17 protein-coding genes are annotated in these 16401 nt (G+C 69.6%); 11 read left to right on the top strand and 6 right to left on the bottom strand.

The genetic code is table 11. The annotated features are described in order from the left end of the window. The first annotated feature begins 14 nt into the window (after positions 1-14). Both ABT367_RS02290 and ABT367_RS02285 read left to right on the top strand, forming a co-directional pair. Positions 15-1430 carry a NarK family nitrate/nitrite MFS transporter gene (locus tag ABT367_RS02290; RefSeq protein WP_352248660.1) on the top strand — a complete coding sequence of 472 codons (1416 nt, stop codon included), beginning with the start codon at positions 15-17 and terminating at the stop codon, positions 1428-1430. A gap of 82 nt (positions 1431-1512) precedes the next feature. After that, positions 1513-2451 carry a TIGR01777 family oxidoreductase gene (locus tag ABT367_RS02285; RefSeq protein ID WP_352248658.1) on the top strand — a complete coding sequence of 313 codons (939 nt, stop codon included), beginning with the start codon at positions 1513-1515 and terminating at the stop codon, positions 2449-2451. Between the two features lie 75 nt (positions 2452-2526). Here ABT367_RS02285 and ABT367_RS02280 read toward each other — a convergent pair whose 3' ends face one another. Then, positions 2527-3495, bottom strand: coding sequence for a helix-turn-helix domain-containing protein (locus tag ABT367_RS02280; RefSeq protein WP_352248656.1), 969 nt, complete (start codon positions 3493-3495; stop codon positions 2527-2529). 259 nt (positions 3496-3754) lie between these two features. On the opposite strand from ABT367_RS02280, the gene ABT367_RS02275 reads away from it, so the two are divergent. Beyond that, positions 3755-4243, top strand: a complete 489-nt coding sequence (locus tag ABT367_RS02275; protein ID WP_352248654.1) for a peptidoglycan-binding domain-containing protein — start codon at positions 3755-3757, stop codon at positions 4241-4243. Positions 4244-4277: 34 nt separating this feature from the next. Here ABT367_RS02275 and ABT367_RS02270 read toward each other — a convergent pair whose 3' ends face one another. Continuing rightward, entirely contained in the window at positions 4278-5450 is a 1173-nt protein-coding gene (locus ABT367_RS02270; RefSeq protein ID WP_352248652.1) for an epoxide hydrolase family protein, read from the bottom strand. A gap of 108 nt (positions 5451-5558) precedes the next feature. Between ABT367_RS02270 and ABT367_RS02265 the strand changes: the two genes are divergently transcribed. Next, positions 5559-6140 (top strand): CGNR zinc finger domain-containing protein, encoded by a 582-nt coding sequence (locus ABT367_RS02265; protein ID WP_352248650.1) that lies wholly within the window; start codon positions 5559-5561, stop codon positions 6138-6140. Positions 6141-6162: 22 nt separating this feature from the next. Here ABT367_RS02265 and ABT367_RS02260 read toward each other — a convergent pair whose 3' ends face one another. Further along, the gene (locus tag ABT367_RS02260) at positions 6163-6735 is read right to left on the bottom strand and encodes a TetR/AcrR family transcriptional regulator (protein ID WP_352248648.1); all 573 of its coding nucleotides are present in this window, start codon (positions 6733-6735) and stop codon (positions 6163-6165) included. 109 nt (positions 6736-6844) lie between these two features. On the opposite strand from ABT367_RS02260, the gene ABT367_RS02255 reads away from it, so the two are divergent. Then, the gene (locus ABT367_RS02255) at positions 6845-7726 is read left to right on the top strand and encodes an NAD(P)-dependent oxidoreductase (RefSeq protein WP_352248646.1); all 882 of its coding nucleotides are present in this window, start codon (positions 6845-6847) and stop codon (positions 7724-7726) included. Between the two features lie 120 nt (positions 7727-7846). Here ABT367_RS02255 and ABT367_RS02250 read toward each other — a convergent pair whose 3' ends face one another. Then, positions 7847-8440, bottom strand: a complete 594-nt coding sequence (locus ABT367_RS02250) for an ATP-binding protein (protein WP_352248644.1) — start codon at positions 8438-8440, stop codon at positions 7847-7849. Between the two features lie 222 nt (positions 8441-8662). On the opposite strand from ABT367_RS02250, the gene ABT367_RS02245 reads away from it, so the two are divergent. The 3 genes from ABT367_RS02245 to ABT367_RS02235 all read left to right on the top strand — a co-directional run bounded on the left by ABT367_RS02245 (position 8663) and on the right by ABT367_RS02235 (position 10386). Beyond that, the gene (locus ABT367_RS02245) at positions 8663-8875 is read left to right on the top strand and encodes a DUF397 domain-containing protein (RefSeq protein WP_352248642.1); all 213 of its coding nucleotides are present in this window, start codon (positions 8663-8665) and stop codon (positions 8873-8875) included. Positions 8876-8962: 87 nt separating this feature from the next. Then, positions 8963-9580 (top strand): histidine phosphatase family protein, encoded by a 618-nt coding sequence (locus ABT367_RS02240; protein ID WP_352248640.1) that lies wholly within the window; start codon positions 8963-8965, stop codon positions 9578-9580. Positions 9581-9597: 17 nt separating this feature from the next. After that, entirely contained in the window at positions 9598-10386 is a 789-nt protein-coding gene (locus ABT367_RS02235) for an endo alpha-1,4 polygalactosaminidase (RefSeq protein ID WP_352248638.1), read from the top strand. A 6-nt stretch (positions 10387-10392) separates the two neighbouring features. Here ABT367_RS02235 and ABT367_RS02230 read toward each other — a convergent pair whose 3' ends face one another. Further along, positions 10393-11955, bottom strand: a complete 1563-nt coding sequence (locus ABT367_RS02230) for a class I adenylate-forming enzyme family protein (protein ID WP_352248637.1) — start codon at positions 11953-11955, stop codon at positions 10393-10395. A 217-nt stretch (positions 11956-12172) separates the two neighbouring features. Here ABT367_RS02230 and ABT367_RS02225 point away from each other — a divergent pair, with 217 nt between their 5' ends. After that, entirely contained in the window at positions 12173-13099 is a 927-nt protein-coding gene (locus ABT367_RS02225; protein WP_352248635.1) for a D-alanyl-D-alanine carboxypeptidase family protein, read from the top strand. Between the two features lie 169 nt (positions 13100-13268). Here ABT367_RS02225 and ABT367_RS02220 read toward each other — a convergent pair whose 3' ends face one another. Further along, on the bottom strand, positions 13269-13799 hold the full coding sequence (locus ABT367_RS02220) for a hypothetical protein (RefSeq protein ID WP_352248633.1): 531 nt from the start codon (positions 13797-13799) through the stop codon (positions 13269-13271). Positions 13800-14083: 284 nt separating this feature from the next. Here ABT367_RS02220 and tdh point away from each other — a divergent pair, with 284 nt between their 5' ends. Further along, the gene (tdh, locus tag ABT367_RS02215; protein ID WP_352248631.1) at positions 14084-15112 is read left to right on the top strand and encodes an L-threonine 3-dehydrogenase; all 1029 of its coding nucleotides are present in this window, start codon (positions 14084-14086) and stop codon (positions 15110-15112) included. 80 nt (positions 15113-15192) lie between these two features. Then, positions 15193-16401 carry a glycine C-acetyltransferase gene (locus tag ABT367_RS02210; RefSeq protein WP_352248629.1) on the top strand — a complete coding sequence of 403 codons (1209 nt, stop codon included), beginning with the start codon at positions 15193-15195 and terminating at the stop codon, positions 16399-16401.

Raw genomic sequence — 16401 nt, 5'->3', positions numbered from 1 at the left:
CATACCGTGAAGAAATGAGCACCCCGAGCCCCGGCCAGGTCATCGAGGCCGACACTTACAAGCCCGGCTCCACGATCAGTGACTGGCGTCCCGAGGACACCGGCTTCTGGGCGTCGACCGGCCGCAAGGTGGCCAACCGCAACCTCTGGATCTCGATCCCGGCCCTGATGCTGGGCTTCGTCGTCTGGCAGGTCTGGTCGGTGACCGTGGTCAAGCTCAATGACGTGGGCTTCGGCTTCTCGAAGTCGCAGCTGTTCTGGCTGACCGCGATCCCCGGCATCACCGGCGGCACCTTCCGCATCCTGTACACCTTCATCGGGCCGATCTTCGGCGAGCGGAAGTTCACCGCCTTCTCGACGATCATCCTGGTCGCCCCGATGCTGTGGCTCGGCTTCGCCCTCCAGGACACGGGCACGCCCTACTGGGAGCTCGCGCTGATCGCTGCGGTCTGCGGCATCGGCGGCGCCAACTTCGCCTCCTCGATGGCGAATATCGGCTTCTTCTTCCCGAAGAAGGAGAAGGGTTCCGCCAACGGCCTCAACGGCGGCCTGGGCAACCTCGGTGTCTCGATCGTGCAGTTGGTCGCCCCGCTGGTCATCACCGCCGCAGTGCTCGGCGCCCCCGCGGGCGGTCCGCAGCACGACAGCGCCAAGAACACCGACGTATGGCTCCAGAACGGCGCGTTCCTGTGGGTCCCGCTTCTGGTGATCATGGCGCTGCTCGCATGGTTCTTCATGAACGACCTCAAGGTCGCCGCCGCGCCCTTCAGCCAGCAGAAGATCATCTTCAAGCGCAAGCACAACTGGCTGATGACCTGGCTCTACGTCGGCACCTTCGGCTCCTTCATCGGGTTCGCCGCCGGTCTGCCGCTGCTGATCAAGGACAACTTCCAGGCGCAGGGCTACCAGGCCACCACGTACGCCTGGATCGGCCCCGCGATCGGCGCCCTCACCCGCTGGCTCGGCGGCTCGCTCTCCGACAAGGTCGGCGGCGCACGCGTCACGCTCCTTTCGTTCGTCGGCATGGCCGCCTCGCTGGTCGTGGTGATCTTCGCGCTGCCGCACAGCGGCGACCAGGGCAGCTTCTGGACCTTCTACATCGGCTTCCTGTGCGCGTTCTTCTTCTCCGGCATCGGCAACGGCTCGACCTTCCGCCAGATCCCGGTGATCTTCCGCGACTGGCACACCAAGGGCGCCGAGGGCAAGGGCCCGGACGCCCAGGCGGCGGCGCTCAAGCAGTCCGAGATGGAGGCCGGTGCGGTCACGGGCTTCTCGTCGGCGATCGCCGCGTACGGCTTCTTCTTCATCCCCGCGATGTTCGCCAACTTCCCCGTGACCAGCGCCCTGTGGTGCTTCATCGGGTTCTACGCGACATGCCTGGCGGTCTGCTGGTGGTTCTACGCCCGCAAGGGCGCCGAGGCACCGAGCTGACCCTGGCATCAGCGACCCCACCCCGGTTTTGAACATGTTCAACCCCCTCGGATAGGCTCGGGCCCATACCGAGGGGGTTTTCATGCGCGTGGTGATTCCAGGGGGAACCGGGCAGGTCGGCGCGATGCTGCGGCGGGCTCTCAAGGCGGCGGGCCATGACGTGGTGGTGCTCAGCCGAAGCCCCGACGGGCCGGATGAAGTGGCCTGGGACGGGCGGACGGCAGGACCGTGGGTCAAGGAGATCGACGGCAGCGACGTCGTGATCAACCTGGCGGGCCGCAGCGTGAGCTGCCGTTACACCGAGGCGAATCTGCGGGCGATGATGGACTCCCGGGTGGATTCCGCGAAGGTGGTCGGTGAGGCGATCGCGGCCGCGGAGCGGCCGCCGCGGGTCTGGCTGCAGATGAGTACGGCGACGATCTACGCCCACCGTTTCGATGCCGCCAACGACGAGGCACAGGGCGTCATCGGCGGCGCCGAGGACGGGGTGCCGGACTACTGGGCGTACAGCGTCGAGATCGCCAAGCGGTGGGAGCAGACCCAGGAGGCGGCCGCCACCCCGCACACGCGGAAGGTCGCGCTGCGCGCCGCGATGGTGATGAGCCCGGACCGTGGCGGTGTGTTCTCGGTGCTGTCGCGGATGGTGAGGCTCGGACTCGGCGGTCCGGTCGCAGGCGGGCGGCAGTACGTGTCGTGGATCCACGAGCGGGACTTCGTCCGCGCGGTGGAGTTCCTCGTCGGGCGCGAGGACATCGACGGACCGGTGAACCTGGCCGCGCCGGTGCCGCTCCCCCAGCGGGAGTTCATGCGGGAGCTGCGGACCGCCTGGCGGGTGCCGGTCGGGCTTCCGGCGACGAAGGCGATGGCGGAACTCGGCGCGTTCGTGCTGCGCTCGGACACCGAACTTCTGCTCAAGAGCCGCCGGGTGACACCCGGCCGGCTGCTCGACGCGGGCTTCACGTTCGAGCAGCCCGAGTGGGGTGCGGCGGCCGCGGAGCTGGCCGCACAGGCGCGGGCCTGAGCGGAAACCGGCTCGGGGGCCCCACGACGAACCGGTTCGCGGAGATCCTTACGTCGAACCGGTTCGCGGAGATCCTCAAGCGCGGAAGCCGGGGCGGTTCCGCTCGCGCCAATCCCGGGGGGAGATTCCGTAGGCGCGTTTGAACGCCTTGCTGAAGTGGGTCGCGTCCGTGAAGCCCCAGCTCCGCCCGATCGCCGCGACCGTACGCAGCCGCCCGTTCGGGCCGGCCAGCTCTCGTCGGCATGCGGCCAGGCGGCGGTTGCGGATCCAGTCCCCGAGGCTGATGCCCGAGCGGGCGAGCACGGCGTACAGGTGCCGTACCGAGATGTCATGCGCGGCGGCGATCCGCGCCGCCGAAAGGTCCGGATCGGCAAGATGCTCCTGTACGTACTGCGTGATCCGCAGGCTGAGCGTCGCCTCCAACGGTGCTGCCGCCAGGCCGGAGTTGCCGTGCTGGGTCGTGAGGAGGGCACGCAGAAGTTCGACGCTGGGTTCGACGACGCTGTGGGCCTGCCCGGCCTGGTGCAGCCGGTCGCTGACGGCCAGCTGGGAGAAGTAGGTGTAGGCGAGGCCCGCGAGCGGGTTGTCGGACCCCAGGGTGACCGTGCTGGTGTCCCGCAGCAGCCGGTCCGGCAGCGCGAGTAACGCACGGGGGAAACGGAGAAAGTGGTGGTCGACTCCCTCGTCGAAGAGCAGCGTGTACGGAGAGATCGATTCGTAGACGGCCAGCTCCCCCGGCCGGAGCACGCACTCGCGGCCGTTCTGCACCACCAGGCTGGTGCCCGTGGCCTGGAGGCCGAGGAAGACGGCCGGCTCCTCGTCCTGCCGCGCCAGCCGCTCCGTACGGCGCACGGTGACCGCGGACGCCCGCGCGGAACAGAACTTGAGGGGTCCGACGGCGCCGAGCCCTATGCGGACGGAGATGTCCTCGGCCGCCGGACCGTGGTCGATGTCGACCGCCACCAGGGATTCCCACACCGCGTCCCGGACCACTGCCTCCCGGTCTCGCGGCGCTATGAACGAAGTGTCCAGGACCGGGCTCATCCAGCAGACCCTCGTTCGGCTCGGTGATCGTCGCCTCAGTCTGCCGGGCGTCTCTCGTACCGCGCAACGGCTTCCTTGACGCTCACCCGACCTACTCCCTTGGTACGGCACCGAGTTGAAGCCGTGCGCCCCTGACCAAGTTCCCTGCACGGACGGCCAAGTCCGCAGCCCGCGGTGACCTTAAGGTCCAGGAGCGCACCCGGAGAAGGCATTCACCGGGTGCGCCGCGGCCTGTCCTCACAAGGAAGTTGGATCGTTCATGGGAACTCGCAAACTCGCGTCAAGCCTGCTGTCCGCGACCATGCTGTCGGTCGGCGTGGTGGCCCTGACACCGACGTCGGCGGCTGCCGCGACGCCCAAGTGCACCCGCCAGGTCGAGATGAAGCCGAGGGCCGGCTACTCGTACTACATGATGATCCCGAAGTCGGCCACCACGGTCAGCTGCTACATGAACAAGGGGACGCAGAACGCCGGAGTCACCGCACTTCAGACGGCGCTCGCGTACTGCTACAACGCCAACAAGGGCATCTACGGCGGGCTGTTCGGCCCCGGCGATATCGACGGCATCTACGGGCGCGACACCGAACTCGCCCTGGAGGACGTGCAGTACTCCCTCTTCCCGCAGGAATCGAGCATGCACGACGGGATCTACGGCACGAGGACCGCGGCCGTCCTGCAGTTTCCCTGGCACAACCCGAGCAACGACCGGATCATGGACACGTGCACCAGGCGGGACGGGACCGGCTGACCTGGAAGGGTCTCATCGGGGTGCCGGTCCGCGTTCACCGCTGCGCCGCCAGCACTGCCGCGAGGCCCTCTTGCAGGTCCCTGACGAAATACTCGGGAACCTCAAGTGCCGGGAAATGTCCCCCGGCGTCGGGCTCCGCCCATCGGACGATCTGCCGGTACCGCTCCTGCGCCCAGGGACGTGGGCACTTCTCGACATCGCGGGGATACATGGTGAGTGCTGACGGCACGTCGACCCGCAGTTCGGGGTCCAGTGAGTTGTGGCTCTCGTAATAGATGCGGGCCGCCGACGCGCCGGTCCGCGTCAGCCAGTACAGGGTGACGTCGTCAAGAATCCTGTCCCTGGAGATCGTCTCGAACGGGCTGTCCTCGGTGTCCGACCACTCGGCGAACTTGTCGAGAATCCAGGCCAGAAGCCCGACCGGCGAGTCGACCAGTGAGTAGCCGATGGTCTGCGGCCGGGTTGCCTGCTGCTTCGCGTACGCCGCGCGGTGCCGCCAGAAGTCGCGGGTCTCCTCGGCCCACTCGCGCTCGCCGGCCGTCAGCCCGTCCATCGTCGACCCGGGCGGCCCCTCCGCGAACGTGGTGTGAATGCCGAGCACGTGCGCCGGGAACCTGCCGCCGAGGACCGTGGTGATATTGCCGCCCCAATCGCCGCCGTGGGCTGCGAACTTGTCGTAGCCGAGCCGTCCCATGAGCTCGACCCACGCGGCCGCGATCCTTTCGGTCCCCCAACCGGTCGTGGCCGGCTTGTCGCTGTAGCCGAAGCCCGGCAGCGACGGGACCACGACGTGGAACGCCGGCGCGTCCGCGTCTTTCGGATCCGCCAGCTCGTCCACTGCGTCGACGAACCGGGCGATGCTGTCCGGCCAGCCGTGCGTCAGAAGCAGCGGGGTGGCGTCTGCGCGCGCGGACCGGCGGTGCAGGAAGTGGATTCCCAGACCGTCGACGGCCGTACGGAACTGGCCGATCCCGTTGAGTCGCTCCTCGAACGCGCGCCAGTCGTACCCGGTGCGCCAGTAGTTCACGACATCGACGAGGTCGGAGAGCGGAACTCCTTGCTTCCATCGGCCAGGACCCGGCGCGGCGCCATGGACCGTCTCGGCTTCCGGCAGTCTCGCGTGGGCCAGTCGCGCACGCAGATCCTCCAGTTCGGCCTCAGGCGCGCGCGCTTCAAATGCTTGCACGTCGCGGGTGGGACGGGGCATGTGACCTCCTCGGCCGTCGCGGAGCCGGCCGCCAACCATCACGCGCGAACCGGCTAAGACGGTTCTACCACGCCGCCCCACCGACATGGAACCTGCTAAGGTGGTTCCATGCCTTCCGAGTTCCCTGACTTCCGCCTCGGCAACGTGCTGGCGACCAGCTTCACGGGGACTTTGTCGGAGCGTCACGGCGACTCCGTGGAGCGCATTCCGACACCGCAGCGACTTGCCGACTGGCTTGCGGTGAGCGGCCTGCCCGTGGGCTCCTGCACCGCCGCCCAGCTCGAACTCGCCCGGGAACTACGGGAGTCGATCCACGTTGCCGCGACGGCGGCCGCGATCGCCGACGACCTGCCCGCGCCCGCCGTCCAGGTCATCAACGACTTCAGCGCTCGGGGTCGGGCCGCGGCGATCCTGACGCCCGAGGGCGAGCGGCGATGGCGGCTCAACGCGGCTTCCGGCGTGGAAGACGCCCTCGGCGTGATCGCCGCCGACGCGATCAGCATCATCGCCGGCGAACGCGACGGAAAACTGGCCCTGTGCGCGTCGCCGACCTGCCGGGCCGCGTTCTTCGACACCAGCCGGAGCCGCACCCGCAAATGGTGCGACATGAACACGTGCGGGAACCGGCAGAAGAAGGCGCGCTACCACGCCAACCAGCGCAGGAGCTCCGCATCGGCAGGCTCGCGCTAGGGCCTGCCGCGTGGATCAGGCCCTAGATCTCGTACGAGCGCACCAGGCGCGCGAGTTGCCGGCCCGCCACCAGCAGAGGCTCCTCGCTGCGGTTGACCTGGGCGGTGACTTCGGCGCCTTCCAGGGCGCAGACGACCGTGGTCGCCAGCTCCCGTGCGCTCTCGGCGGGGAACCCGCATCGCAGCAGTTTGTCGGCGACCAACCGCTCCCAGCCGCGCAGCGCGTCGGCGCACACCTGCTGGATCTCCGAGTCGCTGCCGAGCGTCTCCAGGGCCGCCGCCGTGACGGGGCAGCCGTCGGTCCAGCCCGACTCCCGTAGCTCATCGGCGAGTTGCCGCGCGCAGGCCGACACCGCCTCCGCCGGGTCGTCCTCGCTGTCCAGCGCCTTGCCCAGGAGCGCCGAGAACTCCTCAGTGCTGTGCCTGATCGCGGCGACGGCGACGGCCTCCTTGCCGCCCGGGAAGAAGTGGTAGACGGAGCCGAGGGTGGCCTGCGCCTCCTGGGCGATCTGTTTGATGCCCGTGCCGACATAGCCCTGCCGCTGCAGGAGGCGTGCGGCCGCGACGACGATCCGGTCCCGAGTGCTGGTCTGCATGCCGCCACCGTAGCCGCTCATTGAGTAGAGCGTTCGTTCTAGGGCTGTGATACGTTCTCACCACGCTCTGAATAGAGCGATCGTTTTAGTGAGGGGTGGAGATCTCATCATGCGCAGCACCAAGCAGTCGGTCACCGTCATCGGCCTCGGCCCCATGGGGCAGGCCATGACCGGCGCCTTCCTCGACCGCGGATATGACGTCACGGTCTTCAACCGCACCGCGTCGCGCGCTGAAAACCTGGTCGCACGCGGAGCGGTGCTCGCGCCGACCGTGGAGAAGGCGCTCGCGGCGAACGAGTTGGTGATCCTCAGCCTGACGGACTACGACGCCGTGTACGCCACGCTCGAGCCCGCCGCGGCCGCACTGACCGGCCGGATCCTGGTGAACCTCAGCTCGGACACACCGGAAAAGGCCCGTGCCGCGGCGCGTTGGGCGGCCGAGCGGGGCGCCGTCCAGCTGACCGGTGGTGTGACCGTGCCGCCCTCCGGCATCGGTCAGGCCGAATCGTCCACCTTCTACAGCGGCCCGCGCGCGGTCTTCGACGAGCACCGGGCCGCGCTGGAAGTGATCACGGGGCGGACCGACCACCGGGGCGAGGACCCCGGGCTCGCCGCGCTCATGTACCAGATCGGCATGGTCATGTTCTGGACCTCGATGCTGAGTTACTGGCAGGCCGTCGCCCTCGCCGATGCCAACGGTCTGACAGCGGCGGACATCCTGCCGCACGCGGTGGAGACCGCGCACTCACTGCCGGGGTTCTTCTCCTTCTACGCCGAGCGCATCGACGCGGGCCGGCACCTCGGCGACGTGGACCGCCTCGCCATGGGGATGGCCAGTGTCGAGCACGTCCTGCACACCAATGCGGACGCGGGAGTCGACACCACGCTGCCGGCCGCGGTGGTCGAGCTGTTCCGGCGCGGCATGGACGCCGGGCACGCCGCGGACAGTTTCTCCTCGCTGGTGGAGTCGATGAAGAAGGCCGAGGCGTAACCACACCTGTACGACGGGGAGTTCACTGCCGGACACGACCCGAGGCGGCCTCGAAGACAGGCCCTACACCGACGGCCCCCCGGCGCAGAGTCAGGCCCTACGCCGACGGACCCCCGGAGTTCAGCCGCCCGCAGGCGCCGGCTCCGGGGGCCCTTCGACTCCCCAGGAAGGATCGGCGAGCACCAGCCGTGGCGTGGCGCTGCCGGTGAAGACCTCTATCTGGACGAGCAGCGGATCCAGCGTGGCCATGACCGCGGCAGCCGAGCGGCGGCCCGCTCCCGGTCCGGAGAACGCGGCCCAGACCGCCTTGCCGTCGGGCCCGGGCGCCGTCCAGCCCCAGGCGTCCGCGACGGCGTCGACGCGTCGCAGACCGTACGCCGCGGTGCGGCGCGGAAGCGTTTCAGCGGGGTCGAAGACCGCGCACACCACATCGCTGCCGGATCTCAGCAGGCAGAGCACCACCGGGCAGGGGTACGCACCCGCTCCGTCCGCGTCGACGCCGTGCGCGAACGCGTTGGCGACGAGCTCACCGGCGGCCGGCAGGACCCTGGGCGCCATGGCCCTGCAGCCCCAGCGCTCCAGCGTGGTGACCACGAACTGCCAGGCCACCTTCTCGCTGCCCGCCTCGCTCTCGAGGAGTTGGCTGGCCGTGCCCGCCGTCGCAGCCGCACCCCATGGGTCGAGCAGCGCGGTTGGGTCCGCGGTCGTGGTCACCAGGCCTCCCGAAGCATCTGAAACGACATCAGAGCAACAATTCCCGGATGACATCCTGATGGTGTGAACTGACGGCTGCAAGCACATCTGCAAGTGCAGCCGTACGCACGTCTGCAAGTACGCCACCGCGCACGGAGGTTCGCGCAGGCAAGTGCAGGCAGGGGACAAGGGGGACGCTTCATGGGTCCGCAACACCGCTCGAAAGTGGCAAGTGACAACGGCATGTCCGCAGCTCTTCTGCCGGATGTGCGCTGGCGCAAGAGCGGCCGGAGCAACCCGAACGGCGAATGCGTCGAGCTCGCGGATCTGCCCGACGGCCAGGTCGCGATGCGCAACTCCCGCTTCCCCACGGGCCCTGCCCTCGTCTATACGAAGGCGGAGATCGCCGCCTTCATCCAGGGCGCGAAGGACGGGGACTTCGACGACTTGACGTGAACCGTCGCGGGGCGCGCGGAACCGAGTGCCAGGGTTGCGCGTCCTCCCGCGTACGCAATGGATCTTGCAGACGAGGACTCCGCACCCATGGCAGCAACCCGCTACCTCTACCTGGCCCGGCACGGCGAGGCGACGCCCGACGAAAACCGCCTCACCGACGCGGGCCGTACCCAGGCCCGCTTGCTGGGCGAACGGCTGCGGGACAGGCCCCTCACCGCGGTGCACCACGGCCCGCTGCCCCGGGCCGCGGAGACGGCGCTGCTGATCCGCGAGCAGCTCGGCAGCGTCGGCATCCACTCCTCACCGGTGGCCGGCGACTACATCCCGTATCCGCCCAAGCGCGAGGAACTGCCCGAGGACAGCGCCGATCGGTATCTCTCGTGGCTCGCGCAGTTCCCGGCGGCCGAACGCGAGGAAGGGCCCGCGCTCGCGGTGCGGGCCCTCGCCGAGTTCACCGGTCCGGTGGAGGGGGACGAGGACCGCCATGAGCTGGTCGTGACGCACAATTTCCTGGTCGGCTGGCTCGTACGGCACGCCCTGGACGCGCCCGACTGGCGCTGGCTCGGACTCAATCACGCCAACGCGGGGCTCACCGTGATCCGTTATGCACCGGATCGCCCGGCGAATCTGCTCTGCTACAACGACACCCGGCATCTGCCCGAGGAGCTCCGCTGGACAGGGCTCCCCGCGGAGCTGCACATCTGAACGACCGAGGACCGCACGTGCCGCGCACCATCATCGCTCTGCTGCTGCTCGCCCTGACCGCCTGCTCCCCCGGGTCCGCCCCGCCGGAGGTCGAAGTCCCGGCGCCCGACGCCGTTTTCGACTACCAACTCGGCGGCCCGTACGAGCCGGACAAGAAGGTGGCGGCGGTGGCGCGCGACCGCACCGCGAAGCCCGCGCCCGGGCGCTACAACGTCTGTTACGTCAACGCCTTCCAGACGCAGCCGGGCAGGTCCATCGACTGGTGGAAGGCGCATCACGACGAGCTGCTGCTCCGCAAGGACGGCGAGCTCGTGATCGACGAGGACTGGGACGAGGCGCTCCTCGACATCTCCACCGAGGACAAGCGCAAGGATCTGATGCGGATCGTCGGGCCGTGGCTGGACGGCTGCGCCCGGGACGGTTACGACGCGGTCGAGCCCGACAACCTCGACTCCTACACCCGCTCCGACGGGCTCCTGTCCGCCGAGGACGCGGCCGGGTTCGCCCGGCTGCTCGCCGTACGGGCGCACGGCGAGGGTCTGGCGATCGGACAGAAGAACACCACCGACCTGCTGCCGCGGAGCGAGAAGATCGGGTTCGATTTCGCGGTCGTGGAGGAGTGCGCGGCGTACGACGAATGCGAGCCCTTCCGCAAGGCGTACGACGACAGGGTCTTCGCGGTCGAGTACAAGGCCGACGCCTTCGCGCGCGGCTGCCGCCGGTGGGGTGGCGAACTGTCCTTCACGCTGCGCGACCTGGACGTACGGCCGCGCGGCGCCAAGGGGTATGTGTTCCGGACCTGTTGAGGACGGCTATTCGCGAGCCCGTGCGCGCAGGGCCTTGCGGTCGAGCTTGCCGACGCTGGTGACCGGGAGACGGTCCAGGATGTGGATCTCCCGCGGGTACTTGTGCGCGGCGAGCTGTTCCTTCCCGTACGCGATCAACTCCTCGCTCCCGCACTGCTGATCGGGATTCAGCGCCACGAAGGCGACGACCTCCTCGCCTAGGCGCCGGTCCGGGCGGCCGACCACACCGGCCGATGCGACGGCGGGATGGTTGAGGAGGGCGTCCTCGACGTCACGGGGGAAGACGTTGAAGCCACCGCGCAGGATGAGGTCCTTCTTGCGGTCGATCAGGTAGAGGGCGCCGTCCTCGTCGAACCGGCCGATGTCGCCGGTGTGCAGCCAGCCGCCTTCGAGGGTCAGCGCGGTGAGGTCGGGTGCGTTCCAGTAGCCGGCCATGACGCCGTGGGCGCGGACGCAGATCTCGCCCTCCGAACCCGGGGGCAGCACCTGGTCCTTGTCGTCACGGATCTCGATCTCGTATCCGGGGATCGCCGTGCCCACCGAGCCGGGGCGGTTGCTGCCGGGCCGGTTGGTGGAGATGACGGAACCCGACTCCGTGCAGCCGTATCCCTCGAGGATCTCGCTGCTCGGGACGGCTCGCTGCCAGGCGGCACGGGTGTCCGGTGCGAGCGGGGCGGCTCCGCTGCTGACGTAGCGCATCTCGGAGAGGTCGGCCTCGGCGAGCGGCTGCTCGAGCAGCATCTGGATCATGCTGGGGACGAGCGTGGTGCGCTGCACGCGGTGCTCGACGGCGAGCTGAAGCCACTGCGCCGGGTCGAACCAACGCTGTAGTACGGCAAGTTGAGGCTCCACCGCATGCCAGCCGATCAGCGTCACGATCAGTCCGTACGCATGCGACAGCGGCAGCGGCATCAAGGTGCGGTTGATGCCGTCGGTGAGCCCCTCCACACGGGACGCGGTGAACGCGGCGGACGAGCAGGCGTGGAGATTGCGGTGGCTGAGCATGACGCCCTTGGCCCGTCCGGTGGTGCCGCCCGTGTACATCAGCGCCGCCAGATCGGCCCCGCCCCGCGGCACGACGCCTGAGGGTGCGGCGGTTTCCAGTGTCGCGTACGGGGTGATCGCGACGGTGGGCGGCAGCTCGGGGGCGCCCGGCGGCAGTTCGTCGACCACGATGACCTGGCTCAGGCCAGGGGCGTGCGGTGCGGCCGCCGCGACCGAGGCCATCAGATCGGCCGTGGTGACGAGGAAGCGGGCGCCCGAGTCGGTGAGGATGTGCGCCAGTTCCACCGGGCTCACCAGGAACATCACCGGGGTGACCACCGCACCCGCGCGCCAGATCGCCTGGTAAGTGATCGACACCTCGGGGCAGTTGGCCATCAGTACGGCCACGCGGTCGCCGGGCCGGACCCCGAGCTCCGCGAGTCCCGCACCCGCCCGGGTGGCGCGCTGGAACAGCTCTCCGGAGCGGTGGCGCCGGCCGTCGTAGACCAGGGACTCGTGGTCCCCGAGTCGTTCGTACGCGGATTCCGCGAGGCGTGCGAGATGGTCGGCCTGGTCGAGCGGCATCGGGGGCACCTGCCTTGTCGTGGGCGGCGGGCGGGAAGGGCCGAGCGCGAGCGTTGGCGGGGAGTATGGCGCCGGGACGGGGCCGCGGCAATGGGTGCGGCGTGCACTCACCGACCGGTGTGCACGGGCCCAAGGGCAACACGCCCGGCCGGCGCGGAGAACCTCCGGTCGGACCACTCCGACTGCGCCCGATGATCATCAGCCCTACCTTGGCTGAATGAGCGTCAGATCCCGGTTCAGGCCCGCCCTTTGTACGCTGCTCGCCCTCGCGGCGGGCTTCACCCCCACGCTGCCCGCGCACGCCTCGGACACCGGCAGGGTCCAGGGCCCGCCCCCGCTCCCCCGTCACCTCTCCGCGCGCGCCTGGGTGGTGGCGGACGCGGAGACCGGGCAGGTACTCGCCGCCCGTCGGCCGCATCAGCGGCTCGCGCCCGCGAGCACGCTCAAGACCCTGTTCGCCCTCACGGTGCTGCCCCGGTTCGACAGCCGTATGCGGCACCGGGTGACCGCGAAGGAACTGGCCGGGATCGGCGCGGGCAGCAGCCGGGTCGGGTTGCGGATCGGCGGGACGTACCGGGTCGAGGACCTGTGGCGTGGCACCTTCCTCAAGTCGGGCAACGACGCCGTACGGGTGCTCGCCCGGATGAACGGCGGCTGGTGGCACACGGCCCGGAAGATGAACGCCAAGGCCCGGGCGCTCGGCGCCCGCAACACCCATGTGGTCTCCCCCGACGGGTACGACGCCCGCGGCCAGTTCTCCTCCGCGTACGACCTGACGCTGTTCGGCCGCGAGGGGCTGCGCAACCGGGACTTCGCCTACTACTGCCGCAGCGCGTACGGCTATTTCCCGACCCCGCGCGGCTGGGTGCGGATCGACAACACGAACCGGCTGCTGGCGGGCTCGCACGGGGTGCGTCGGTATCCGGGCGTGATCGGCATCAAGAACGGCTACACCACGCAGGGCGGCAACACCCTGGTCGCGGCCGCCCGGCGCGGCGGCCGGACCGTCATCGTGACCGTGCTCAACCCGCAGTCCGGTGCGCGCAACGGCGTGTACCACGAGGCCCGGGCCTTGCTGGACTGGGGCTTCGCGGCGCGCGGCCGGGTGAAGCCGGCCGGTTGGCTCCCGAACTCCGGGGGCTAAGGGACACGGCTTCACCGGACCGGTGGCTGACCTTTACAGAGTCCTTCGCCGGACCGGCGGTTCAGGTTCACGGAGCTCTTCGCCGGACCGGCGGTTCAGGTTCACGGAGCTCTTCGCCGGACCGGCGGTTCGGCCACACACGTACCTTGCCCGGTCCGGCGGCCGAGCGTCAGACGCGTCCTTCGCCCCGCCTGCGCGCCCAGTACAGCGAGGCGCCGATCGCGCCGGCCACCAGGACACCGCCGAGGCCGAGCTGGATGAGGTCGGACTGGTCGAAGGTGCCGCCCGAGCCGGCCTTCACGCCCTTGTGGATGGGCGGCTGCGTGCCGTGGTGCGTAGGCCAGACCGTGCCGCCGTCGTCGGCGATCTTCACGGTGACCTTCTTGGTCTGGCTCTTGCAGGTGAAGGTGACCTCGTACTCGGCGGCGGGCTTGGCGTCGTCGAAGATCCAGGCCGTCGCCGACTTGCCCTCGTTGAGTTCGACGATGTCGAAGATCCCGGCCTCGGCCTTGACCGTCGGTTCCTGGCAGCCGGACGAGGTGAGCGTCACCGTGCCGCCGGGCTTGACCGTGGTCGGCGAGACGGACACCTGCCAGCCCCAGTTGCCCCAGTCGTCCGCGGCCGACGCCGGAGTCGCGCCCAGCGCGAGCACACAGCCGCCTGCCAGGATCGCCGCCACCGTCTGACGCCTCGGTGCCACCGCGCGCATCAGAACCACTCCCGTCCTTTACGTCCTGTTTGTCGTGTCCTTTCGCGACCCTAGGGGCAGGGTCCCCAGTGCACCGCCCGGGTGGGCCCGGACGGCGTAGGGATGCGCCCGGTTGACGGCCCGTCGGACACGATCGCGCACGGAGCGCGGACCCGCTTGCGCCAGATGAAGCACTCCTGCGGGGTGGCTTAAGAAATCGTTGATGGACTCCGCCCGCACCGCGGGGCAGATTGATGAGTGGCTCGGCATGATCACGAACTCAGGAGGCTCCCCCGGTGAAGGCACTCGTCAAGGACAAGGCGGAGCCCGGACTGTGGATGCGGGAGGTGCCCGAGCCGGTGATCGGTCCCGGCGAGGTCCTCATCAAGGTGCAGCGCACCGGCATCTGCGGCACCGACCTGCACATCCGCAACTGGGACGGCTGGGCGCAGCAGACCATCACCACGCCGCTGGTCCTCGGGCATGAGTTCGTCGGCGAGGTCGTCGAGACCGGACGCGACGTCGAGGACATCAACGTCGGCGACCGGGTGAGCGGCGAGGGCCATCTGGTGTGCGGCAAGTGCCGCAACTGTCTGGCCGGACGGCGGCACCTCTGCCGCGCCACGGTCGGCCTCGGTGTCGGCCGCAACGGCGCGTTCGCCGAGTTCGTGGCGCTGCCCGCGTCCAACGTGTGGGTGCACCGCGTGCCCGTCGATCTCGACATCGCCGCGATCTTCGACCCGTTCGGCAATGCCGTGCACACCGCGCTGTCCTTCCCGCTCGTCGGCGAGGACGTGCTGATCACCGGTGCGGGTCCGATCGGTCTGATGGCCGCCGCCGTCGCCCAGCACGCCGGCGCCCGCAACGTGGTCATCACCGACGTCAGCGAGGAACGCCTGGAGCTCGCCCGCAAGATCGGTGTGAGCCTCGCCCTCAACGTCGCCGAGTCCTCCATCGCCGACGGCCAGCGCACCCTCGGTCTGCGCGAGGGCTTCGACGTCGGCCTGGAGATGTCCGGCAACCCGCGCGCCATGCGCGACATGGTCGCCAACATGACGCACGGCGGAAAGATCGCCATGCTCGGTCTGCCCGCCGAGGAGTTCGCGGTCGACTGGGCGCGGATCGTCACCTCGATGATCACCATCAAGGGCATCTACGGACGCGAGATGTTCGAGACCTGGTACGCGATGTCCGTCCTCCTGGAGCGCGGCCTCGACCTCGCCCCAGTGATCACCGGCCGCTACTCGCACCGTGACTTCGAGGCGGCCTTCGACGACGCGGCGTCCGGCCGCGGCGGCAAGGTCATCCTCGACTGGACCGCCTGACCGTACCGCCGGCCGGCCACGTCGGCCGCGGTCCCTCCTGCCTTCTTCCGAACGCCGCGACCCCCGAGAAGGAACCCCTCATGTTCGACTCCGTACGCGCACAGCTCCAGCAGACCCTCGACGAGATCGAGGCGGCGGGCCTGCACAAGCCCGAGCGCGTGATCGGCACCCCGCAGTCCGCCACCGTGGACGTCACGGCCGGCGGCCGCCCCGGTGAGGTCCTCAACTTCTGCGCGAACAACTACCTCGGTCTCGCCGACCACCCCGAGGTCATCGCCGCCGCCCACGAGGCCCTCGACCGCTGGGGCTACGGCATGGCCTCGGTGCGCTTCATCTGCGGGACGCAGGAGGTGCACAAAGAGCTCGAGGCGCGACTGTCGTCGTTCCTCGGCCAGGAGGACACGATCCTCTACTCCTCCTGCTTCGACGCCAACGGCGGCGTCTTCGAGACGGTGCTCGGCCCCGAGGACGCGGTGATCTCCGACGCCCTCAACCACGCCTCGATCATCGACGGCATCCGGCTGTGCAAGGCCAAGCGCTTCCGCTACGCCAACCGCGACATGGCCGACCTGGAGCACCAGCTCAAGGAGGCCGCGGCGGCCGGTGCGCGGCGCAAGCTGATCGTCACGGACGGCGTGTTCTCGATGGACGGCTATGTCGCGCCGCTGCAGGAGATCTGCGACCTCGCCGATCAGTACAACGCCATGGTGATGGTCGACGACTCGCACGCGGTCGGCTTCGTCGGCGCCGGCGGCCGCGGTACGCCGGAGCTGCACGGCGTGATGGACCGGGTCGACATCATCACGGGCACGCTCGGCAAGGCGCTCGGCGGTGCCTCCGGCGGTTACGTGGCCGCCCGTGCCGAGATCGTGGCGCTGCTCCGCCAGCGCTCGCGCCCGTACCTGTTCTCCAACAGCCTCGCCCCGGTGATCGCCGCCGCGTCGCTGAAGGTCCTCGACCTTCTCGAATCGGCCGGTGACCTGCGCGAGCAGCTCAGCGCGAACACCGCGCTGTTCCGCTCGCGGATGACCGAGGAGGGCTTCGAGATCCTGCCCGGCGACCACGCGATCGCGCCCGTGATGATCGGTGACGCGGCGCAGGCGGCGCGCATGGCGGAGCTGCTGCTCGAGCACGGCGTCTACGTGATCGCCTTCTCGTACCCGGTGGTCCCGCAGGGCGCTGCCCGCATCCGCGTGCAGCTGTCGGCGGCGCACTCGACCGCGGATGTGAACCGTGCGGTGGACGCCTTCGTCGCCGCCCGTGCGGCCCTGGCGGAATCCGCGCGGTAA

Origin of the sequence: Streptomyces mesophilus (assembly GCF_040300965.1) — a bacterium.
Lineage (GTDB): Bacteria > Actinomycetota > Actinomycetes > Streptomycetales > Streptomycetaceae > Streptomyces > Streptomyces mesophilus_A.
The sequence above is the reverse complement of the archived record's forward strand: the minus strand, read 5'-3'. Positions and strand labels throughout refer to the sequence as shown.